Genomic DNA, 22915 nt, shown 5'->3' with positions numbered 1-22915 from the left:
GTGGCGCGAATACGGCTTTGCCAGCCCCTATCCGATCGGCACTAGCCCTTGAAATCACGCGGTAAATTAACCGGCGCCGTTTTACAGGCCCGAACCTGATCCGGCAAGCGCGCGCGGCAGGGCAAATCGGGACGCAAATGTCGAAAATGCGCGTTAAGTCTCTGATTTGCCACACCTGCCAGCGCCACTGGCGGCGATCAGCGCGGTTCCGCTTTCGTCCTTCAGCGCCACGCCGGTAACCCGGCGCGCGATGCCTTCACGCACCAACCACGCGATCTTGAAGGCGGCCTCATCGTAGCTCAGGCCTGCGCCGTGGATATTGGACACGCAATTGCGCTTCTCGTCGGTGAGGCCGCCGCGCGGCGCAAAGGTCAGATAGGCGCCGAGACTGTCGGGGGCCGACAGGCCGGGCCGCTCGCCGATCAGCATCACCACCATCTGCGCGCCGAGCACGGCACCGATCTCGTCGCCCAGCGCCACGCGTGCACCAGCGGCGACCACGACATGGCCGCACCGGATCCCGGCCTCCGTCAGGCGCGGAGCAAGATGGCGGACCAGCTCGACCGCGTGGACATTGACGGCTGCCGGCGACAGCCCGTCGCCGATCACGATCACAACCTGGTTCGCACCGCCGCCTTGCATTTCCAGCGCGCGCCGCGAATCCGGGTCGAGCACGCGTCCGAGATCGGGGCGGCGCAGATAGTCGCGCCGGTTGCCCGCCTGACTGGAAACCTCACTGACCTCCAGGCCGAGGCCGGCCAATCCGGCAACCAGATGCTCCACATCGAATGCGGCATGCACGGCATCGCGCGCGCGTGCGTGGTCGAGGGTGAAGGCAAGCAGCGCGTCGGTCGGCATGCTCGCGCCGGAGCGGCCGAGTCCGACGCGCGCCGACGTCAGCTCCCGCAGGGCTTCGAGCGAGCGGGTCGGCGGTGTCGGCGTTTTCATGAGCCTTACTCGGCAAGCACGGAGGCCTCGCGCAGCCGGATCGAATAGTTCGATGCATTCTGCTGGCCGCCGGACGCCGCGCGCGCGAACTTGATCAGATGATGCGCGATCGTGGCCGAACCGATCAGCCCTTCGAGATCGCCGCGCCTGAGGCGCCCGATCGCGAATTTCCAGAACACGCGCCTGTAATCGCTGAGCACACCGACCTGCCAGAAGATGTTGCGCAGCATGATCAGCGCGCGCCTGATGTTGGGCCAGGTCTTCATTTCAGGCGCGACCGGCACCTTGATCCGGTTGGCGTAGGTGTAGTCGCATTGATACTGGTAGCGCGCATAGAGCTTCTCGGGCTGGAAGGCGACCTCCATGCATCGCTTCCAGGAATTGATGACCTGGTCGTAGGGCATCAGGAATTCGACGTTGGAATCGCGGCTCTCGTCATCGTTGAGCCGGCCTTCGCGCTCCAGCCTGTCCCACAGCGGCGTCTTCGGCAGCGCCTGCAGCAGATTGATCGTCAGCAGCGGAATCCGCGATTCATCGACGAAGTTGAGCAGTGCGTCCGCCGTGCCCGGCTTGTCGGTGTCGAGACCCATGATGATGCCGGAGACGACCTCCATACCGTAGGAATTGATGGTGTGGATGCCTTCGTGGATCGGGACCATCATGTTGTGGTCCTTGTGCATTGCGTGCAGCGCGTCGGGATCGGGCGTCTCGATGCCACAGAACACGGTGACGAACCTCGCCTCGCGCATCTTCTCCAGGATCTCGGGCCGCTTGGCGATGTTCAGCGTCGCCTCGCAGGCCAGCCGCACGACGTAGCCTGTCCTCTTCTGCCATTCGATCAGATGCGGCAGCAAATCCAGCGTGGCCTTGCGGTTGCCGATGAAATTGTCGTCGACGAAATAGACCGTATCGGTGATGCCGCATTCGCGCATCCTGTCCAGTTCGGCAACGATCTGCTGCGGCGTCTTCAGGCGCGGGTTGCGGCCATAGAGCCCGGGGATGTCGCAGAACTCGCACTGATAGGGGCAGCCGCTCGAATACTGGATGCTGCCGAGGAGATACTTCTTCACTTCCGCCAGCTCGTAGGCCGGAATCGGAAACTCCGTCATCGACAGGCGTTCACTGGTCGTCAGCACCACCTGCTGCTCGGGACGCGAAGGGTCGCGCGCCAGCCGCGCGATCAGTTCATTGGTGGCGTCGCCGAGTTCGCCGACATGGAGATAGTCGAACGAGGGATAGTAATCCGGGCACGCGCTCACCGACGGGCCGCCGATCGCGACCGCAAGATCGAAGGCATGGGCGCGGCGACAGATGTCGTTCATCTGCTGGCGCTGGATGTGCATGCCGCTGACGAAGACCGCTTCCGCCCATTCGAAGTCTTCCTTGCTGGCGGGGCGAATGTTCTCGTCGATGAAACGCACCTGCCAGTTTGCCGGGAGATAGGCCGCGATCAGGAGGAGGCCCTGTGGCGGCATGAAAGCCTTCACGCCAGCGGTCAGGGGATAGGCGTATTCGAACGTGCCGAAAGAAGACGTATAGCGCGGGAAGACGCACAGGATACGCCGTACCGTTCCAATGCCTTCAGCTCTCATCAAATTTCCTCAAGGCTGACATGAATTTAAGCACGACATTGAAAGTTGGGCCAGAAATTCTTCAATATTGTGACTGTGACTTCTAACTCGCTTTGGGTTCAATTGGTTGCACGAAAATCTGCAGGCCGGAGTTCAGGCGATCAGCCGCGAGGCAAATTCGGGCAGCAGGCCGGCGTTGCCGGCAAGCCGGAAATTGCCGTCCGCGAGGCCTGATCGGACCAGCCAATCGTCGAACTCGGGCGCTCGCTTCAAGCCGAAGAGGTCCCGGACGTAGAGCGCGTCGTGGAACGAGGTCGACTGATAGTTCAGCATGACGTCGTCGGCGCCCGGCACGCCCATGATGAAGGTGACGCCGGCGGCGGCCAATAGCGTCAGCAAATTGTCCATGTCGTCCTGATCGGCTTCGGCATGGTTGGTGTAGCAGACGTCGACCCCGAGCGGCAGGCCGAGCAGCTTGCCGCAGAAATGGTCCTCCAGGCCGGCGCGGATGATTTCCTTGCCGTCGTAAAGATATTCCGGACCGATGAAACCGACCACGCTGTTAACCAGCAGCGGATCGAACGCGCGCGCCACCGCGTAGGCCCGCGCCTCGCATGTCTGCTGGTCGACATTGTGATGGGCGTTGGCCGACAGCGCCGAACCCTGCCCCGTCTCGAAATACATCAAATTTTCGCCGACCGTGCCGCGGCGCAGCGACAGCCCCGCCTCACGCGCCTCGCGCAGCAGCGCGAGATCGACACCAAAACTGCGATTGGCAGCCTCCGTTCCGGCGATCGACTGAAACACCAGATCGACCGGCGCACCCTGCCCGATCAATCCAAGCGTCGTGGTGACATGCGTGAGCACGCAGCCCTGCGTCGGGATCTGCAGCCGCGAGATGATGCCGTCGAGCAGCCGCAGCAACTCGCCGATCACGGCGGGATCATCGCTGGCCGGATTGATACCGATGCAGGCATCGCCCGATCCCAGGAGGACGCCGTCGAGGATCGAAGCGGTAATGCCCTTGGCGTCATCGAAGGGATGGTTGGGCTGCAGCCGCACGCTCATCCGCCCCTTCAGGCCGATGGTGTTGCGAAAGGCCGAGGTTACCGCGCATTTCTTGGCGACCAGGATCAGATCCTGGTTGCGCATCAGTTTTGAGACGCCGGCGGCCATTTCCGGCGTGATCCCGCGCGAGACCTTCGCCAAAGACTCGCTTGTTGCGGCGTCGGAGAGCAGCCAGTCGCGGAAGCCACCGACGGTCAGCGACGATATGGCGGCAAAGCCCGGGGCATCGTGGCTGTCGATGATCAGCCGGGTGACCTCGTCATCCTCATAGGGAATGACGGCCTCGTTGAGGAACTGCTTCAGCGGCACGTCGGCGAGCGCCATTCGCGCTGCGATCATCTGTTCCGCGCTATCGGCCGCGACGCCGGCAAGACGGTCGCCGGATCGCAGCGGTGTCGCTTTGGCGAGCAGCTCGCGCAAACCGTCGAACGCATAGGTGGTGGCACCGATGATCTGCCGATAGACCATGCTGACTTTCCTGCGCCGTACCCGCTCCGTTGCCTGGCTAGTCTATGCCGGGCGACCAGCCAAGGCTACAGGCCGCAATCAGCGGAGTGTCGGCTTCATCCGGGCTTCAATCCGCTCGAGGCCGCGCGGTGGACGGGACCAGCCATCAGGGTCCCCGCCTGTGACTAATCCAGCGTACCAAAGTGGCGGATCGAAAAGCTTATTTGATAAGCCACCGCGCTGAGCGCAAACAACATGTGAAATTTTGGGTTGCGCGTTCTCGCGGCTACCACGGACAGCAATATGAATGCGCTGGTGGCGACGAGATATTCCAGTCCCAGCGATCGCAGATGCGCTTCGCCCTTTATCCAGGTATCGACCACATCGAGGGCTTCCGTGAAACCAAAGAACCAGCGGCGGCGGGAGAGAAAGTAATCCTCGTAGCCCTTATATTCATCGAGATCCTGCGGGAAAAGCAGAACGCTCAGGAAATAGTACATCGATGCGTACACGCAAACGAAGAAGTAAAGGCCGTACGTCCAGTGCTGGATGTGGCTCAGCCGAAACTCCCACCACCAGAACGCGACTACGTTCAGGAGCGTCCAGGCGACCCAGCCAAGATGTACAGGCCAAATCGGGTAGCGACCGGGGTGCTGGACCAATGCCGCGATACCACTGACCAGACGCGTGACGCTGAGCCCGAGGATCAGGGCGATCAGCACGCGCACGTGGAGATAGAGATCGAGATTGCCCGGCAAGGCGGCACTTTGAGTCATGAGTCCCAATTCTCACGCATAATCGGAGCAGCGCGGCGCCACCTTCGCCGCGCTCGCTGTCTAACTAGCTTGATTCGCGCCACGGCTGCTTGCCAATGCGAACCGTCCTTCGGAGGATTAGGCGCGCTGCGCCGTCATGGCGGTACCGTCTTGTCGGGCAGTCGTGGGACCCGGGCTTCTTCCGCCGCGCCAGCCACCTCCAATTGCGCGGATATACCAAGGCCCGTTGCAGTCGCACCGACATGCCGAATTTTCCCGGCGAGGCATCCCGCGACATCCAAGTAATCGTTTGAAGTTACTCGATGATTTGCCGTTAGTTGCGGTTCTGCGAACTTCGCGCGTTAAGACATTCTCCACCAAAATTCAGCACATTGCCTACGCTGACGGCATTCACTGGATCTCATCCGGCGTGCCGATACGGCTGAATTTCCCCTACTTATTTTGGTGGCGCCATGGCATCCCGATTTTCGCTTGCAGCCAAATTGTATTCGATCTTCGCGCTGTTCGCGTTGCTCGTCGCAGCCATCACGGCCTTATCCGATTACAACACCCGTCAGAATGCGGCCCTTACCGAAGAGGTCTCGATCGCGAGCCGCGCCGCGCTCAACGTCGAGCGCATCAATTCGCTGGTCTATGCGGTCGTGATGGAATCCCGCGGCATCTACATGTCGACGGAACCCGCCGTGGTGAAGAAGTACGGCGACGGGCTGCTCAAGTTCAACGAGCGTATTCTCGATGTGGTCAAGAACTGGGAAACGCTGGTCCAGGCCGACGACGCCCAGCAGTTCGCCACCTTCAAGAAGCGCATCGAACAGTTCGTCGACTTCCGCAAGGAGCTGGTTCGCCGCGGCGTCGAGATCAACGGGGCTGCGGGGCGTGAATGGGGCGACAACGACGCCAACCGCCAAGTGCGCACCGCGCTGAATAAGGATCTCGAGGCGCTCTCCAAAGTCTATGCCGAACGCAGCAGGAGGCTGGCCCAACAGACCGACACCAACCATACGATGGCATTTATCCTGACTTGCCTCGGCTTGTTGGCGCTGGTGGTAGTCGTCCTCGGCGTGCTGATCATTTCCCGTTCGATCGCGCGCCCGCTCTCGGTGATCACCGCCACCATCAAGCAGGTTGCCGACGGCGCCGAAGGCGTCGAGGTTCCGCATGCTGAACGCGCCGACGAAATCGGAGCGCTCGCCCGTGCCATCAAGATCTTCCAGGAAGCGATGGATCGCAACCGCAACCTCAATTCGCAGGTGCTGGAGGATTCCAGGGCTCGTGACGAGCGCACCCGCCACATCGAAGCCTCGGTCGATGCGTTCCGGGAAGCGATCGGCGGGGTACTGCGCGCGGTCACCGACAATGCGACCGCGATGCGCGGTACCGCCCAGACCATCGCCAGCGTCTCATCGGAAGCAAGCGGACGCGCGGTGGCCGCCAACGGTGCGACCGAACAGGCCTCCAGCAACGTCTCCGCGGTCGCGAGCGCTGCCGAAGAGCTTTCCGCTTCCGTCGAGGAAATCGGCCGCCAGGTGCGCCAGTCGGCCAACGCCGTCGAGCAGGCGGGCCAGCGCACCGAGAAATCGGTCTCCGAAATCGAGGGGCTTGCGGCTGCGACCCAGCGCATCGACGGCGTGCTCAACCTGATCCAGGCGATCGCCGAGCAAACCAACCTTCTCGCGCTCAACGCAACGATCGAAGCCGCGCGCGCCGGCGACGCCGGCCGCGGCTTCGCCGTGGTCGCCCACGAGGTCAAGGCGCTGGCCGAGCAGACCGCCAAGGCGACCGCCGAAATCGGCCAGAACGTCGGCCTGATCCAGACGTCGACCAAAACCTCCGTCGAAGCGGTCCGCGAGATCGGCGCCGCCGTGCGCGACATCAACGAGGTGACTTCCATCATTGCCAGCGCGATCGAGCAGCAGGATGCGGCGACCCGTGAAATCTCGGCGAACGCGCAATTGGCGGCGCAGGGCAATGGAACGCTGGTCGTCAATATCGGATCGCTCAGCGACGCCATCGGCACGACGAGCACGGCGGCGACTTCGGTCCTTACGGCATCCAGCGAACTGACGGCCACGGCCGAAACGCTGTCGCGCGAGGTCGAAAAATTCTTCCGCAACCTGCGTGCGGATTCGTCAGAGCCGGCGCGCAAGACCGGCACGTAAGCCGGCGGCATCTGAGGCTGGGCAATAGTGGTGGCGTGTGAAGCATACAACAGACAGATGACCGTTTTCGGATCATAATCCTCCCATTCGTCGAAGGGCAAACCTCCAGATACACAGATGGAGACGAGCATGTTCCGAGGCGTCTTGGGGGCTGCAACATCGATATTTCTAGCGGCAACAGCCACCGCTCAAGATGTGAAGCGAATTTCAGTAAACGGTACTGAGCTTGCCTATGTCGAATTGGGGCGAGGCGATCCGGTCATATTTGTTCATGGTGGCCTGCAAGACCACCGAATGTGGGCCGGTCATCTTCCGAAATTCGCCGACCGCTATCGCGCCATCGCGTACAGTCGCCGCAACAATTTCCCGAACGAGAGCAGCCCGGAAGGGATGCCAGACGGAGCCGCCGATGCCCACGGCGAAGACCTCGCAGCCTTGGTGCGCGCGCTCGGACTGTCAAAGGTTCGGGTGGTGGCGCATTCTTCTGGGGCGCACGCGGCTCTTTTTTTTGCCGCGTCGCACCCGGAAATGGTAACCAGTCTCGCTCTAAACGAACCGCCCGCGGCAGGCATGTTGGCTGGTACCTCCGATGGAGCTGATGTACTTAAAGAGTTCGGCGGCAAACTGGCCGCGGCGAGAGAAGCCATTAGGGCTGGGAATGCCGAAATTGGTATTCCGCTTTTCGTAAATGGAGTAGGTGGCGCCGGGGCCTATGAGCGCCGTTCCGATGTCGATAAGCAAATGAATTTGGATAATTTTGCGACCTACCGGGCTGACGCGATGACGAAACGCCCGAGACCCGTCTTCACCTGCGATATGGCCAAGACCATCAATGCGCCGACGTTGCTGTCAAATGGTGAGTCGAGCCCGAAGTTCTTTCACAGGATTATCGATCAGCTCGCGAGCTGCCTGCCTAACCAGGAGCGGACAACTATCGCCGGCAGTTCGCATACCGTGCCCTCCGAGAAACCGGATGCGTTCGACCAAGCCGTGCTGGCATTTTTCAGTAGGCACTAATTGTTCCTTGTGACGTCGAGGATTCGCAACAATCACTCGATCGATGATCCGCTGATGGCCGCTCCTGCAAGGCGCGAACGTGGGCCCTACGGCTTAAGCCGACCGCACGGTTGCGAGAAACTTGCCCACCTCGGCCTTGAGGCGCTTGTTTTCGTTGGAGAGCAGTTGCGCGTTGGCCAGCACCTGTGACGATGCCGTGCCGATTTCGCCGGCGCCACGGTTGACGTCGGCGATGCTGGTCGCGACCTGGGTCGAGCCCACTGCCGCCTGCTGCACGTTGCGCGCAATTTCCTGGGTGGCAGCGCCCTGCTCCTCGATGGCAGCAGCGATCGCCGCGGCGATTTCGGAAACCCGGCCGATGGTGCCGCTGATTTCCTTGATGGCGTGCACCGATTCCTGCGTCGCCGATTGCATCTCGGCGATCTGGGTCGAGATTTCGCTGGTTGCCTTGGCGGTCTGGGTGGCGAGCGCCTTGACCTCCTGGGCAACCACCGCAAAGCCGCGGCCGGCGTCACCGGCGCGGGCGGCTTCGATGGTTGCGTTGAGTGCCAGTAGATTGGTCTGCTCGGCGATCGTGGTGATCAACCTGGTTACGTCGCCGATGCGGTTTGCCGCTTCCGACAATTCGATGATCCGGGCGTCGGTCTTTTGCGCCTGAACGACGGCCTCGTTGGCGATCCGGTTGGAATTCGCAACCTGCCTGCCGATTTCATTGACGGAGCTGGCCATTTCCTCGGTGGCGGACGCCACCGACTGCACGTTGCTGGAAGTCTCCTCGGAAGCCGCGGCGACCACGGTGGAGAGCTCCTGGGTGGCCACGCTGCTGTTGGTCAGGATCGCGGCGGAATTTTCCAATTCGGCCGAGGCTGAGCCAACGTTCTCGACGATATTGCCGACCGCGATCTCGAAACTCTCCGCCAGGTTATGAAGCTCGGCACGGCGGGCCGATGCCAGCTCGCGGTTCTTTTCCTCGCGCTCCGCCGTCTCGCGTTCGGCCTTGGCGATCGCCTGCACCTTGAATTCCTGGATCGCGTGCGCCATCTGGCCGACTTCATCGCGGCGCTCAAGGCCGGGCAGTTGGACCTCGAAATGCCCGGCGGCAAGTTCGCGCATCGCCCTCGACATCGCCACGACGGGACGGGACGTACTTCGACCGATCAAAAACGAAACCAGGATACCGGCAAGTGCAACCACCAGAAGGGCGGCCGTCAGCGTCATCTGTTGTTGCTCGAGCTTGATCCCGGCACGGGTAATCTCGCGATCCTTGCTATCGCTGCTATGGGCGATCAGGTCGTCGACCAGCTTTTCAATGACGGCAAAATTGCGCTCTGCACCCTTGATGAATATCAGCGCCGAACCGGCGTCGCCGTCGGCCATCTCGATCGCGTTTTTCGATTGCTTGAGATAGCCCGCGACCGCAGCTTTCAGCTTGTCGAAAGTCTCCGGGCCGAGCCCGCCCTTGATGCCTTCGACCGCCTTCATCGCCTCGGAAATCTTGCCGGCCGCAGCCGAAGCCTCCTTGGCGACCGCAGCTACTTTCTTCTCGTCCTTTTCGTTGGCTGCCGTGGCAGCAAGACGATAGAGCTTGGCGTGCGCCGTCCACACCGTTGTGGTGAGATCGTTGGCCAGCTCCGATTGCCGGACCGGACCGGACACCAACGCGTCAACGGCGGCCTGATTCGACCGCAACGTTTGCAACGCGTAGGCGCCGAGCCCGATCAGGACGGCGATCAGGAACGCGGGAGCGAGCTGGACTTTCCATGAAAGGCCAATGTTCTTGATCCAGCCGAGCATGTCACCCCTTCAGTGCGGCGATCGCCGCACAACAACGCAAACGCTTGATCGGGGTCAGAGCTTGTAGACGCCTGCGCAGACGGCCGTGTTGTCCAGCTTCTCGCAGTACATTTCCTTCGGCTCGACCTTCTTGCTCACCGGATTGACGAACTTGTAATCCTGCCAGAACGAGGCCTGCTTGGCGGCGAGTTCGACGCGCTCCTTGACGTAGAGCTTGCCGTCGACATCCTGGGCGTCGATCAGATCCTTGCCGACGAATTTCTCGTTCGAGCCGTGAGCCAGCACTTTGCCGTCGAGCTGGTAGACCACGACATAGAGATCGCGGTCGCGGAACTTGCTGGCCTTGTTGGTGAGCTCGGGATACGCCTTTTCGGGTCCCTGCTCCTTGATGAAGGTAACGGCCTGCTTGACCATGGCAACGGCTTCATCCTTGGTTGCGCCGCCGCCCGCGCTGGCGCTACCGCCGAAAACAAGCATGGCTGCCACGGCGGAAACGAAAGGCTTTGTCGACCAATTGTTCACGATTATCTCCTGGCTAGGTGGACGCAACTTGCAGGCGCGGTTCCGCGCACGTCATGCTGGCAACAAAAGTGCAAACCTTCCGTTAAGGTGCCTATCCGTAGTGCAGCGGAGATTAGCGCGGCTTAACCGCTGCGGCAGGACAACCAATTCTTAAGAAGTCCGGCATCGAGGCATTCCAGCCTCATTCCACCAGCAGCACGTCCACGGCGACGTTGAGCTTCTGCTTGGGCGATCCGACGATGATGCCGTCGACCGGCGAGACGTCGGAGAAGTCCCTGCCGATCGACAGGACGATATGATCGTTCTCGACCAGGAGGTCGTTGGTCGGATCGAAGCCGACCCAGCCGAGCTCGGCGCCGCACCAGACCGAGACCCAGGCGTGGCTGGCGTCGGCGCCCTGCAGCCGCGGCTGGCCGGCGGGCGGAACGGTGCGCAGATAGCCGCTGACATAGGCCGCCGGCAGGCCGAGCCCGCGCAGGCCCGCAATCATCACATGGGCAAAGTCCTGGCAGACGCCGTGGCGCTTCTCGAACACTTCCTTAAGCGGCGTCGAAATCACGGTGGCCTTGGAGTCGTATCTGAAATCGCTGCGGATGCGGCGCATCAGGTCGACGGCGCCCGTGAGGATGCCGCCGCCCGGCGCGAAGCTTGGCGCGGCATAGGCAGTGAGCGGCGCCAGCACCGGCACCAGTGAGCTCGCAAAGACATATCCGACCGGCGAAGCGGGACCGAGGCTGGTAGCCTCAAAGGCCACGTCGCGGATCCGCTCCCAGGGCGGGCTGGGTGCCGCGCGACCAGGCGCCAGACGCGCGACCGAAACCCGTGAGCGGGAATCGATCCGCAAATTGCGATGCGCGGTCTCGATCAGCACGCTCTCGGTATGCGTTCCGAAAAAGTCCCGTCGCACCGTGCGTTCGGCCGGCCGCGGCCGGATCTCGACCGCGTGCGAGATCAATTGCTGCCCGTCGCCGGTTCGCGGCTCCAGCCGCAGCGAGCAGCGCGCAAAACTCACCGGGCTCTCGTAAGCGTAGGTCGTGACGTGACGGATGTCGTAGATCACGCGAGGCCCGTGAGCTTCTCCGGCCGGCTCGCATTGGGCCCGTGCGGGAAGTAATGCAGGCCGATGGCGTCGGCCAGATTGAGCAGATCCTGTTCGAGCGCAAACAGCGTTTTCACATCCAGCGTCGCGGCCTCCGCCGTCGTCAGCGTTGCCTGCAACGCCACCGCCAGCCGCTGTGGCCGCTCGATCAAACCATGTTCCTTCAGGCTTGGCAGCGCCGCGATGTGGTCGTTGAGCGCTGCGACCTGAAAGGCGACCGAGCGCGGATTATAAGGGTCGAGCACGGCGAGGTCGCGAACCGGCGCCAGCGCCGGCCCGACCAGATAGCGCGAGCGGTAGGTGATCTGGCAATCCACCAGCGTCAACAGCGCGTCGAGGTCATCTTCGCCCGCTTCGTCATAGGCGAACTGCCGCGCGAACCGCGCGGTGTTGATGGCGCGCTCGGCGCGGCGGCCCATGTCGAGGAAGCGCCATCCGGCGGCGCGGTTCATGTTCTCCTGCGCCAGGCCGGCAAGGCTCGCCAGCTCCTGCAGCGTCAATTCAGCGGCGCTGACGATGCTGTCGTCGTCGTCGACCTGCAGCGCAAGGCGCTCCACCATCTCGGTGATGATCTGCCAGGCATCGGGCGAAAGCCGCTCGCGCAGCGAACTCGCAGTTCGCTGCACGGATCGCACCAGCGAAAGTGCAGAACCGAACTTCTCCTCGCTCTGCAGCGCTTCCGCGATGACCCGCGCCGGATTGGTCCGCGTCGCCTGCGAGGTAGCGCCCCAGGTCACGAGAATCCGCTGGATACGCTCGACCGAATGCAACGCGGTTGACGCTCCCTTGGCAGGGTCGCGCGTCGAGGTGCCAAGCGCACGGATCAGCCGCAGCGTCGCCTCGGCGCGTTCGAGATAGCGGCCGAGCCAGAACAGATTATCCGCGGCACGGCTCGGCACCACGCCGGCGATCCGCCTGATCCGCACCGTGTCGGCGCCGGGCAACAGCGTCGCCGACGATACGGCCTTGTCGGACACCACCCAGACATCCGCCGACCGCGCCCCGTCACCCATCGATACTGCACGCGCATCCGCCTGTTCGGCGATCCGGCAGAAGCCGCCGGGCAGGATGGTCCAGCCTTGCGGGGTAGCGGCGGCAAATACCCTCAGCACGAACGGCCGCGGCGCGATCCGACCTTGCTCCCACACCGGCGTGGTCGACAGGCGCACCAGTTCCTGGCCGACATAGTCGATACCGCGCTCGGTGATCGCCTGCCGGAGCCGGTCGCGCTCGGCTGGCGGCAACTCGCCGGCAAGCACGGGCGCATGGCTGGAAAAGCCGGGAACGGCCCGGCCATAGGCGCCCTCGATGACGAAATCCTCCAGCCGCGACAGCACTTCCTCACGCGCCGATTTCTGGCCGCACCACCACGTCGCGATGTGCGGCATGACCAAAGTCTCGCCAAGTAGGCGGCGGCACAGACTAGGCAGGAATCCGAGCAGCGCCCTCGCCTCCAATACGCCCGAGCCCGGCATGTTGGCGACGACGACGCCGTCCTTGCGCAGCACATCGATCAGGCCGGGCACGCCGAGATGCGACGAGGCATCGAGCTCCAGCGGATCGAGGAAATTGGAATCGACTCTGCGCAACAACACGTCGAGCCGCTTCAGGCCCGCGACGGTGCGGATATGGATGCGGTCGCCGCTAACGGCGAGATCGTCGCCCTCGACCAGGAGAAAGCCGAGATAGCGCGCCAGCGTGGCGTGTTCGAAATAGGTTTCGCTGAAAGCGCCCGGCGTCAACAGGCCGATGCGCGGCTCGTCCCGGTCGGCGCTGGCGCGGAGCGAATCGCGGAACGCCTCGAAGAACGGCGCCACGCGCTCGACGTTCATCGACTTGTAGAGACTGGAAAAGGCGCGCGACAGCACCAAGCGGTTTTCCAGCGCATAGCCGGCACCCGACGGCGCCTGGGTGCGGTCGTTCAGCACCCACCAGCGCCCGTCGGGGCCGCGGCCGACATCGGCGGCATAGAAATGAAGATGACGCCCGCCCGGTGGTTTGACGCCGCAGACGGCGCGGAGATATTCATTGCTGCCGGCAATCGCGGCCGCGGGCACCGCACCATCGCTGACCAGCCGAGCCTCACCATAGAGATCGCGCAGAATCATTTCAAACAATTGGGCGCGCTGCGCGATACCCGTGGTCAGTTGCTGCCAATCGGCCTCGTCGATGATCAGCGGCAGATGGCTGAGCGGCCACAGCCGGTCGGCGGTTTCGCCAGGCGCGCGATAGGTGACGCCGGCCTCGCGCAGATGCCGGTCCGCGGAGGCGAAGCGGCGTTCGATATCTGGCGGCGAAAGTGCTGAAAAGGCATCGAAAAAGCGGGTCCAGGCCGCGCGCGGCGCGCCATCAGGCCCGATATATTCGTCGGGAGTGCCGGGCAGCCGCGCATAGTCGCGCGTCCATTGCGCCATCCGGCGCTGACCCGGACGGGCCTTGCTCTCCTGATTGCTGCCTAGGCCTGACATTCCGATTCCCCGAGACCGTCGCTTCCGATTAGATCAGGAGCGGCGTCCTCAAGTCGAGCGTCAAAGGGAATTCAATTGTGCGTTCCTCGGGCGGCGGCTCGATTCGCCCCGGGGTGTGGCCGTGATCCTGAAACCGGGCCAGCCGCCGCGCCTCCGCCTCATAGGAATTGACCGGCTTGGTATCGTAATTGCGGCCGCCGGGATGGGCGACGTGGTAGACGCAGCCGCCGAGCGAACGGCCGTTCCAGCTATCGATCAAGTCAAATGTCAGGGGCGCGTGGACCGGGATGGTCGGATGCAGCCCCGAGGCCGGCTGCCAGGCCTTGAAGCGGACGGCGGCCACGGCTTCGCCGGAGCGTCCCGTTGATGTCATCGGCATCCGCCTGCCGTTGCAGGTCACGACGTGGCGTCCCTCGACAAAGCCGGTTGCCTTGACCTGCAGGCGCTCCACGGAAGAATCGACATAGCGCACGGTACCGCCGGCCGAGCCCTCCTCGCCCAGCACATGCCAGGGCTCCAGCGCCTGACGCAATTCCAGCGCGACGCCGCCGTGATGGACACGGCCGAACACGGGAAAACGGAATTCGAGCTGTGCCGAATACCATTCCGGCGAAAACTCATAGCCGGATTGCCTGAGCTCATCGAGCACGCCGAGAAAATCCTCCCAGAGGAAATGCGGCAGCATGAAACGATCATGCAGCGCGGTTCCCCAGCGTACGAACTTGCCCTGCTGCGGCTCGCGCCAGAGCTTTGCGATCAGCGCGCGGATCAACAATTGCTGCGCCAGCGACATCCGCGGGTCGGGCGGCATTTCGAGCGCGCGGAATTCGACCAGCCCGAGACGGCCGGTCGGGCCATCGGGCGAATAGAGCTTGTCGATGCAGATTTCGGCGCGATGGGTATTACCGGTTATGTCGACGAGGATATGTCGGAACAGCCGGTCGACCAGCCATAGCGGGGCTTCGATATCGGGCGGCGGCACATGCGAGAGCGCGATTTCGAGTTCATAGAGCCCGTCGTGCCGTGCCTCGTCGATACGCGGCGCCTGGCTGGTCGGGCCGATGAACATGCCGGAGAACAAATAGGACAGCGACGGATGGCGCTGCCAGTACAGCACCAGGCTCTTCAGCAAATCCGGACGGCGCAGGAACGGCGAATCCTGCGGTGTAGAGCCGCCGACAACGACATGATTTCCACCGCCGGTGCCGGTGTGGCGGCCATCGACAAGGAAGCGGTTGGCGCCGAGCCGGATCTTGGCGGCGTCTTCATACAGGCCGAAGGTGATGTCGACCGCCTCGCGCCAGCTTTGCGCCGGCTGTACGTTGATTTCGATCACGCCGGGATCGGGCGTCACCTTGATGACCTCGACGCGCGGATCGTAAGGCGGCCCGTAGCCCTCGACATAAACCGGTATCTGCAACTCTTCGGCAGTCGCCTCGACCGCCGCGATCAGATGAAGATAGTGTTCGAGCTTCTCGACCGGCGGCATGAAGGCGCACAACACGCCGTCGCGGATTTCGACCGAGGTTGCCGTGCGCACCGGCCTGAGTTTGCACTTTGCTTTCGGCTCTTGCGCTCGCCGTTGCGTGTCCCCTGCTTCAGGCTCCTTGTCTTCGGCCGCAAGCTCCAGCCGCGCTTCCATCGGATCCTGCTCGACGACATAAGGATATTCTTCCGGCGGAACATGCGGCAGCGACGCCATCGGCAGCCGGAGCCCGAGCGGGGAATCGCCTGGGATCAGAAACAAATGGCTGCGCCGGAATTGCCAGCGCTCGCTCATCCAGCGAGGACCATCGGCGTCCGCATGCTGGACCGGCAGCACGAACCCTTTCGGCTTGTCGAGCCCTTCATCGAACACCCGCGCCATGCGTGATCGTTCTTCGGGATCGGACAACTTGGAGTCGCCGGGATCGACATTGACCGGAAGTGCGGCTTCCTTTTGCAACCAATGCACGGGGTCTTCGTGCGCCGGCATCACGTAGCTGGCGTCGAGGCCGAGCCGCTTCGCGATGCCTTCCATCAGTTGCCGGGCGTCTGCGACATCGGCTTTGTGCGGGTTCTCAATCTTTGCGATCAGGTCGGCATTCTTCCAGATCGGCACGCCGTCCTTGCGCCAATAGAGTCCGAACGCCCAGCGCGGCAGGCTTTCGCCCGGATACCATTTACCTTGCCCGTAATGCAGTAACCCACCCGGCGCGAAACGCGCCCGCAGCTTTCGGATCAGCTCATCCGCCAGCGCCTGCTTGGTCGGGCCGATGGCAGCGATGTTCCATTCCGGCGATTCGAGATCGTCGATCGAGACAAAGGTCGGCTCGCCGCCCATGGTCAGCCGCACGTCGTCGCGCCTGAGATCGGCATCGACCTGCTCGCCGAGCCGATCGAGCCGTGTCCAGGATTCATCGGAGAACGGCCGCGTGATCCGCGGCGCCTCGCGGATGCGCCTGACGCTCATCTCGAAACCGAATTCGACGTTGGCGAAGCCGGCGCTGCCCGAGACCGGCGCCGCGGAGCGATAATGCGGCGTGGCAGCGACGGGGATATGCCCCTCTCCCGTCAGCATGCCCGAGGTGACGTCGAACCCTATCCAGCCGGCGCCGGGAAGGTAGACCTCCGCCCATGCGTGCAGATCGGTGAAATCGCTTTCGACCTCGCGCGGGCCTTCGATAGGATCGATATCGGGACGCAACTGCATGAGGTAGCCGGAGACGAAGCGCGCGGCGAGACCGAGATGCCGCAATGCCTGGATCAACAGCCACGCCGAATCGCGGCACGAGCCGGAACCCCGCGCCAGCGTCTCCTCCGGCGTCTGAATGCCCGGCTCCATCCGGATGACATACTTGATCTTCTTCTGAAGCTGAGCGTTGAGCTCGACCAGGAAATTGACCGTGCTGTCGGCCTCGCGCGGAATCTCCTTTAAGTAAGCCGCGAACAACGGCCCCTGCTCGGAGGTTGCGAGATAGGGCGCGAGCTCGGTCTTGAGATCGGCGGTGTACTGAAACGGAAAGGAATTGGCATAGGGCTCGACGAAGAAATCGAAGGGATTGACGACCGTCATCTGCGCGGTGAAGTCGACTTCTATTCTGAGCTCCGACGCCTTCTCCGGAAAGACGAAGCGCGCCAGCCAATTGCCCTGCGGATCCTGCTGCCAGTTCACGAAATGATTGGCGGGCGTCACCTTGAGCGAATAGCTCAGGATCGGCGTCCGCGTATGCGGCGCCGGACGCAGGCGAACGGTCTGAGGGCCGAGATCGATCGGTCGGTCATATTTGTAGTGCGTGACGTGGTGTAGTGCGACGTAGATCGACACGGACCGGAGACTCCAGCGGCTTTTTTAAGCAGAACACCGGTTCCGAGCGGGATCAAGCATTAACAACGGGCATGAGGTGCCTATGGGACGTGCGGCTCCCACTGTCGTCCCTGCGAACGCAGGGGACCCATACCGCGTGATTTATGAAGTGAAGCGGAATCGCTGACACCTGCTGAAACAACGAACGGCTGTGGTTATGGGCCCTGCGTTCGCAGGGGCGACAAGTTGAGGGGTTCTCGCCTCTATTACGTCGTCCCTGCGAGCGCAGGGACCCATACGCCGCGGCCAGCGTAAGGGGCACGCGGGGTGACAGCTTTGCTTCAACGACTTCGAGCGGTGGTTATGGGCCCCTGCGTTCGCAGGGGCGACGAGCTGTGCAAGAACTACATCGTCGCCCCAAGCACCCACGGCGCGAACTCGGCACTACCGAAATCAAAACTCTCGCTTTTGGTCGGCTGGCCGGATGCCGTTTTCAGCATCAATTCGAAAATGCGCTGGCCGCATTGCTGCACGGTCTCCTCGCCGTCGAGGATGGTGCCGCAATTGACGTCCATGTCATCTTCCATGCGCTTGTACATCGGCGTGTTGGTCGCGAGCTTGATCGAGGGCGCGGGCTTGCAGCCGAACACGCTGCCGCGGCCCGTGGTGAAGCAGACCATGTTGGCGCCGCCCGCGACCTGGCCTGTCGCCGCAACCGGGTCGTAGCCGGGCGTGTCCATAAAGACAAAACCCTTCTTGGTGATCGGCTCAGCATAGTTGAGCACGTCGACCAGATTGGTGCTGCCGGCCTTCGCCATCGCGCCCAATGATTTTTCCAGGATGGTGGTGAGGCCGCCGGCTTTGTTGCCGGGGCTTGGATTGGCATTCATCTCGGCGCCTTCGCGCCTGGTGTATTCTTCCCACCAGCGCATCAGGCCGACGAGTTTTTCGCCGACCTCGCGGCTGACGGCGCGCCGCGTCAGCAGATGTTCGGCGCCATAGGTCTCCGGCGTCTCCGAGAGGATCACGGTGCCGCCGTGGCGCACCAGCAGATCGCTCGCCGCGCCCAGTGCCGGATTGGCCGATACGCCGGAGTAACCGTCCGAGCCGCCGCATTGCAGCGCCACCGTCAATTCGCTGGCTGCGACCTTCTCGCGCTTTACTTTATTGGCGTCGGTCAGCGCCTCCTTCACGAAGGCGATGCCGGCCTCCACCGTCTTGCGGGTGCCGCCGACTTCCTGGATGTCCATCGCGCGCAAACGTCCGGCGAGCTTTTGCTCCTCCATCAGCCCGCCGATCTGGTTGACCTCGCAGCCAAGCCCCAGCACGACCACATGGGAGAAATTTGCGTGCCGCGCGTAGCCGCCGAGTGTCCGCCGCAACAGCGCCAGCGGTTCGTTCTGCGTCATGCCGCAGCCGGTCTTGTGGGTCAGCGCCACCACGCCATCGACGTTCGGATAGTCGGCCAGCGGATTGTCGCCGGTGAAGGGATTCTTCTTGAACATGTCGGCGACGATGCCGGCGACATGGGCGCTGCAATTCACCGAGGTGAGGATCCCGATATAGTTGCGCGTCGCCACACGGCCGTCGGCGCGGCGAATGCCGTCGAAGCTGGCGGGCAGATCGAAATTCGGCACCGGCTTGACGTCGACGCCATAGGCATAGTCCTTGGCAAAATCGCCCATGCCGCAGTTTTGCGTGTGCACGTGCTGGCCCGGCGCGATTGGCGCGGTGGCAAAGCCGATGATCTGGCCGTAGCGGCGGACCGGCTCGCCTGCGGCGATCGGCCTGATCGCGACCTTATGGCCGGCAGGAATCCGTTGGGTTGTGGTGACGCCCTCGGCCACCACCATCCCCGGCGGCAAGCTCGCGCGCGCGATCAGCACGCCATCGTCAGGGTGCAGGCGGATCACGGGTGCCGGGGTGGTCATGGGAGTGTCTCCTCGGTATCTAGCTATCGTGCCCCGGATGCTGCGCAGCGCGTTCGGGATCGCGCTTCGCGCGACTCCTACGATGCGCTGCTGATCCGGGGCCCACGCACCGCTGCTGCTACTAGGTCCCGGCTCTGCGGTGCAGCGCTAAGAAGCGCTGCACCGCGTCCGGGACACGAGATCTTTTACGCCTTCCCGCCGCTATCCTTGCGGGTCTGATTCACCTGCATCTTGGCGTAGGTCATCATCAGGCCGCTCTCGTTCGACAGCGTCACGAGCTTGAAGCCCATGTTGATGGCGCGCACCGCGCCCTCGGCGCCCGAGCAGTGGATGCCGGGATTGAGCCCGCGCTTGCCGCATTCCTTGACGATCTTCTCGTAGATCTTGAGAATTTCAGGTTCGTCGCGGTCGAGCTTCGGCACCAGGCCATAGGAGAAACCGAGGTCGGAGGGGCCGATATAGACGCCGTCGATGCCTTCGACGTCGAGGATCGACTCCATGTTTTCGACCGCCGTCCTGGTCTCCATCATCGGCAGCAGCACAATCTCGTCGTTCGCCGTCTGCTGGTAAGAACCGGCCGAGCCATACATGCCGGAGCGGATCGGGCCGTTCGAGCGCGTGCCCTTCGGCGGATACTTGGAATACTGGACGAGGTTCTTCGCCTCCTCCTTGGTGTTGATCATCGGGCAGATCACGCCATAGGCGCCGCCGTCGAGCACCTTGCCGATGATGCCGGGCTCGTTCCAGGGCACGCGGACCATCGGCGTCACCGGATGACCGTTCATCGCCTGAAAGCATTGCACCATCGAAAGATAGTCCTGCACGCCGTGCTGCATGTCGACGGTAACGCTGTCGAAGCCGCACTGCGCGATCACTTCGGCCGAGAAGCCGGACGGGATCGCGAGCCATGCGTTCACCACGGCCTTGCCCGAGGCCCATACTTTCTTGACGTTGTTGGTTGCCATTGATCGCTTTCCCTTTGTGATCGTTACAATTTGTTGGAGTTCGCAGATTTGATTAGCTGGTCGCGCGCTGAATGCTCGCTTCGCTGACGCCGACCTCGCGGGCGGTGTTGACGATTGCAGCCCAGGTATCATCAGGCAGCGGCACGCCGTTCCTGGTGCGTTCGGCGCGCATCTTGCGTTCGGGGTCACCCGGGACCAGCACGGACTCGACGCCGGCGATCGGCTTGGTCTCCCGGATGAAGTCGGTATAGCGCGAGATTTCGTCGTCGAAATAGTTGGCCGTGTCGATCACCTTGGGATCGATATAGAAGGCAAGCATGCCGTTGGCGAACTGCCGGCCACCCGAAGTGGCGCCGGTGCCGGTCAGCGCTCCGCCGAGCAGTTCGCAGATGAACGCCAACCCCGAGCCCTTGTGCTCGCCGAACGCGCGGATCGCGCCCGTGCCCTTGGTGTGGTCGCGCGGCCCGTCCGGCGTGTAGGGACCGTAGAGCACGGACGGCTCCTCGCTCAGCGTGCCGTCGGCATCGACCAGTGCGCCGGTCGGAAGCTTTTTGCCGCCGCGGCTGGCGACCAGCACCTTGCCTTCGGCAACGATCGAGGTGGCAAAATCGAGCACGATCGGATCTTGCCTCTGGCGCGGAATGCCGACGCAGTAAGGCGCGGTCGAGAGCCGTTTCTGGACACCGCCATACGGCGCGACCAGCAGCGAGCCGGCGGCATTGACGAAGTGCACCGATACTAGCCCTTCGGCGGCGGCCATCTCAGCCCAGTCGCCGACGCGGCCGATGTGGCCGGCGTTGCGCAGCGCGATGGCTGACAGTCCCGCCTTCTTGCACTTCTCAATGCCGGTCCGCACCGCGAATGGCGTCACGGTCTGACCATAGCCGAACTTGCCATCGACCACGGCGAGCGACGGGGTGTCGACGACGATCTCAGGGGTCTGATTTGGAACGACGTTGCCCGTCTTCTTCCAGCGGATATAGACCGGAACCCGGATCACGCCGTGGCTGTCATGGCCGGTGAGATTGGCTGTCGTGAGATAAGTAGCGATGCGCCTTGCTTCCTCGGGCGAGGATTCCGAATGAGAAAAAACCTCTGCGACGAAGTCGATCAGATTGTTGACTTTTATTGTGACCATGTCCGGATTTCAGCCCTGTCCTTGCACGGGAGAGCCTGCGTTTGAGCAGCTAGCCCCGCGATTCCCGCACCGGTTTTGATGACCGGCTTGGCCGGCACTTTGAACGAAAAATCGCGCGCATGTCTACCGCCTCAGTCGCATTTGACAAATGATTGCAATCATTTGCCCGGCCGCTATGCATCGGGCCAGTAGCATCATGCAAATTTGCGCCTACTCGTCTGCTTCGGCCTCGCCCTCACCCGCTACCTCCATCGCGGCAAGGCTGCGCTCGAGTTCGCCCAGCATGTCCTGCAATTCGGCGAGCTTGCGCGCTCCAAAACGGTGCGTGATCTCGGCGTAGATCGCTTCCGAGGTGGGCGCGACGGCCTCGATCAGCTTCAGCCCCTTGGAGGAGATCGACACCTCGCCGCGGCGAAGATCTGCCTTGGCCGTGCGGCGTTCGATCAGATCGCGCGCTTCGAGATCGCGCAGGATTCGCGATAGGCTCGGCCCCAGCAGGAAGGCGACGCGTGCCAGCTCGGTCACCTCGATGGTATCCACCGCAGTCAGCGCGCGCAGGATCCGCCATTGCTGCTCGGTCAGCCCATGATTGCGCAACGACGGACGGAACTGGCGCATCACGGCTTCGCGCGCGCGCAAGAGCGACATCGGCAGCGAGCGCGAGAATTCGCGCATCGGCCCGCGACGGACCTCCGTCGTTCCCTCTGGGTCCGAACGCGATCCGTTCGGCGATTTCTTGCCTGACATCTTCAGTGGCCCGCCATTGGGAATCCTCGATCGAGGCAAGGATAGAGTTTTGCGGCGCAACAAGCATCAAATCAGTTTACACCGAATAACTTAACATGTTAAACAGATTTCAGCACCCGCTTTTTACTGATCGAGCCGGACGCCCATGACCCTTTCCAGAGACGATATCCGAAGCGCCGCCGAGCGGCTCGATGTCGCCGAAAAGACCCGCAAACAGATCCGGCAGCTTTCGCTTGAACATCCCGGCATAACGATCGAGGATGCCTACGCTATTCAAAAAGCTTGGGTCGAGATGAAGGTTGCGCAGGGGCGCACCGTGAAGGGCCACAAGATCGGCCTGACCTCGAAGGCAATGCAGAGCGCGCTCAATATTGACGAGCCTGACTCCGGCATCCTGCTCGATGACATGTTCTTTGCCGACGGCGGGCTTGTGCCTTCAGATCGTTTCATCGCCACCCGCATCGAGGCCGAACTGGCCTTCGTGATGAAGTCGCGGCTGGCTGGACCTGATAGCACGATGTTCGACGTCCTTAACGCCACCGATTTCGTGGTGCCCGCGCTGGAGATTCTGGATACGCGGGTCGAGCGGATCGATCCACAGACCAAGGCGACCCGGAAGATATTCGACACCATTGCCGACAATGCCGCGAATGCCGGCATCGTGCTCGGCGGCCGCCCGATCCGGCCAATGGACGCCGACCTGCGCTGGATCGGCGCGCTCTGTTTCCGCAACGGCCAGCTCGAGGAGACCGGGCTTGCGGCCGGCGTTCTCAATCATCCCGCCACGTCGGTAGCCTGGCTTGCCAACAAGATCGCACCGAACGGGCTGGCGCTGGAGGCCGGACAAGTGGTGTTGGCGGGCTCGTTCATTCGTCCGATCGAGACCCGCAAGGGCGACACGATCCAGGCGGATTATGGACCCTACGGTTCGGTGAGTTGCTACTTCGCCTGATGCTTTAGGACGATGGGAGCCATCGGA

Annotated in this window: 16 protein-coding genes; 3 read left to right on the top strand and 13 right to left on the bottom strand. The window is 62.9% G+C overall.

From position 1 onward, the window contains the following. Positions 1-153: 153 nt before the first annotated feature. The 4 genes from eutC to V1290_RS30580 form a co-directional block, all read right to left on the bottom strand. Entirely contained in the window at positions 154-948 is a 795-nt protein-coding gene (eutC, locus tag V1290_RS30595) for an ethanolamine ammonia-lyase subunit EutC (protein WP_334367816.1), read from the bottom strand. 5 nt (positions 949-953) lie between these two features. After that, positions 954-2540: a B12-binding domain-containing radical SAM protein gene (locus V1290_RS30590; protein ID WP_334367815.1), complete on the bottom strand. Its 1587-nt coding sequence runs from the start codon at positions 2538-2540 to the stop codon at positions 954-956. 132 nt (positions 2541-2672) lie between these two features. Further along, positions 2673-4055, bottom strand: a complete 1383-nt coding sequence (locus V1290_RS30585; RefSeq protein WP_334367814.1) for an ethanolamine ammonia-lyase subunit EutB — start codon at positions 4053-4055, stop codon at positions 2673-2675. 164 nt (positions 4056-4219) lie between these two features. Further along, positions 4220-4810, bottom strand: a complete 591-nt coding sequence (locus V1290_RS30580) for a hypothetical protein (protein WP_334367813.1) — start codon at positions 4808-4810, stop codon at positions 4220-4222. 452 nt (positions 4811-5262) lie between these two features. Between V1290_RS30580 and V1290_RS30575 the strand changes: the two genes are divergently transcribed. Together V1290_RS30575 and V1290_RS30570 are read left to right on the top strand one after the other, a co-directional pair. Next, positions 5263-6969, top strand: a complete 1707-nt coding sequence (locus V1290_RS30575; RefSeq protein WP_334367812.1) for a methyl-accepting chemotaxis protein — start codon at positions 5263-5265, stop codon at positions 6967-6969. Between the two features lie 129 nt (positions 6970-7098). Continuing rightward, positions 7099-7986, top strand: coding sequence for an alpha/beta fold hydrolase (locus V1290_RS30570; protein ID WP_334367811.1), 888 nt, complete (start codon positions 7099-7101; stop codon positions 7984-7986). 93 nt (positions 7987-8079) lie between these two features. On the opposite strand, the gene V1290_RS30565 is transcribed toward V1290_RS30570, so the two are convergent. From V1290_RS30565 to hpaR, 9 genes are all read right to left on the bottom strand, one after another. Then, entirely contained in the window at positions 8080-9780 is a 1701-nt protein-coding gene (locus V1290_RS30565) for a methyl-accepting chemotaxis protein (RefSeq protein ID WP_334367810.1), read from the bottom strand. Between the two features lie 54 nt (positions 9781-9834). Continuing rightward, a complete protein-coding gene (locus V1290_RS30560) occupies positions 9835-10257 on the bottom strand; it encodes a cache domain-containing protein (RefSeq protein WP_334369222.1) in 423 nt (140 codons plus the stop codon). 226 nt (positions 10258-10483) lie between these two features. Then, the gene (locus V1290_RS30555; RefSeq protein ID WP_334367809.1) at positions 10484-11362 is read right to left on the bottom strand and encodes a transglutaminase family protein; all 879 of its coding nucleotides are present in this window, start codon (positions 11360-11362) and stop codon (positions 10484-10486) included. Then, positions 11359-13869: a circularly permuted type 2 ATP-grasp protein gene (locus V1290_RS30550; RefSeq protein ID WP_334367808.1), complete on the bottom strand. Its 2511-nt coding sequence runs from the start codon at positions 13867-13869 to the stop codon at positions 11359-11361. Before V1290_RS30550 ends, V1290_RS30555 begins: the two co-directional genes overlap by 4 nt. Positions 13870-13897: 28 nt before the next feature. Next, positions 13898-17176 (bottom strand): transglutaminase family protein, encoded by a 3279-nt coding sequence (locus tag V1290_RS30545; RefSeq protein WP_334367807.1) that lies wholly within the window; start codon positions 17174-17176, stop codon positions 13898-13900. A gap of 383 nt (positions 17177-17559) precedes the next feature. After that, positions 17560-19086: a UxaA family hydrolase gene (locus V1290_RS30540; protein WP_334367806.1), complete on the bottom strand. Its 1527-nt coding sequence runs from the start codon at positions 19084-19086 to the stop codon at positions 17560-17562. A gap of 185 nt (positions 19087-19271) precedes the next feature. Continuing rightward, on the bottom strand, positions 19272-20051 hold the full coding sequence (locus tag V1290_RS30535) for an HpcH/HpaI aldolase family protein (protein WP_334367805.1): 780 nt from the start codon (positions 20049-20051) through the stop codon (positions 19272-19274). Positions 20052-20103: 52 nt separating this feature from the next. Then, positions 20104-21189: a malate/lactate/ureidoglycolate dehydrogenase gene (locus tag V1290_RS30530; RefSeq protein ID WP_334367804.1), complete on the bottom strand. Its 1086-nt coding sequence runs from the start codon at positions 21187-21189 to the stop codon at positions 20104-20106. A 210-nt stretch (positions 21190-21399) separates the two neighbouring features. Beyond that, positions 21400-21864: a homoprotocatechuate degradation operon regulator HpaR gene (hpaR, locus tag V1290_RS30525; RefSeq protein ID WP_334367803.1), complete on the bottom strand. Its 465-nt coding sequence runs from the start codon at positions 21862-21864 to the stop codon at positions 21400-21402. A gap of 217 nt (positions 21865-22081) precedes the next feature. On the opposite strand from hpaR, the gene hpaH reads away from it, so the two are divergent. Next, on the top strand, positions 22082-22888 hold the full coding sequence (hpaH, locus tag V1290_RS30520; RefSeq protein ID WP_334367802.1) for a 2-oxo-hept-4-ene-1,7-dioate hydratase: 807 nt from the start codon (positions 22082-22084) through the stop codon (positions 22886-22888). The last annotated feature ends 27 nt before the right edge of the window (positions 22889-22915 follow it).

The sequence above is a fragment of the Bradyrhizobium sp. AZCC 1578 genome (assembly GCF_036924675.1).
GTDB lineage: Bacteria > Pseudomonadota > Alphaproteobacteria > Rhizobiales > Xanthobacteraceae > Bradyrhizobium.
The sequence above is the reverse complement of the archived record's forward strand: the minus strand, read 5'-3'. Positions and strand labels throughout refer to the sequence as shown.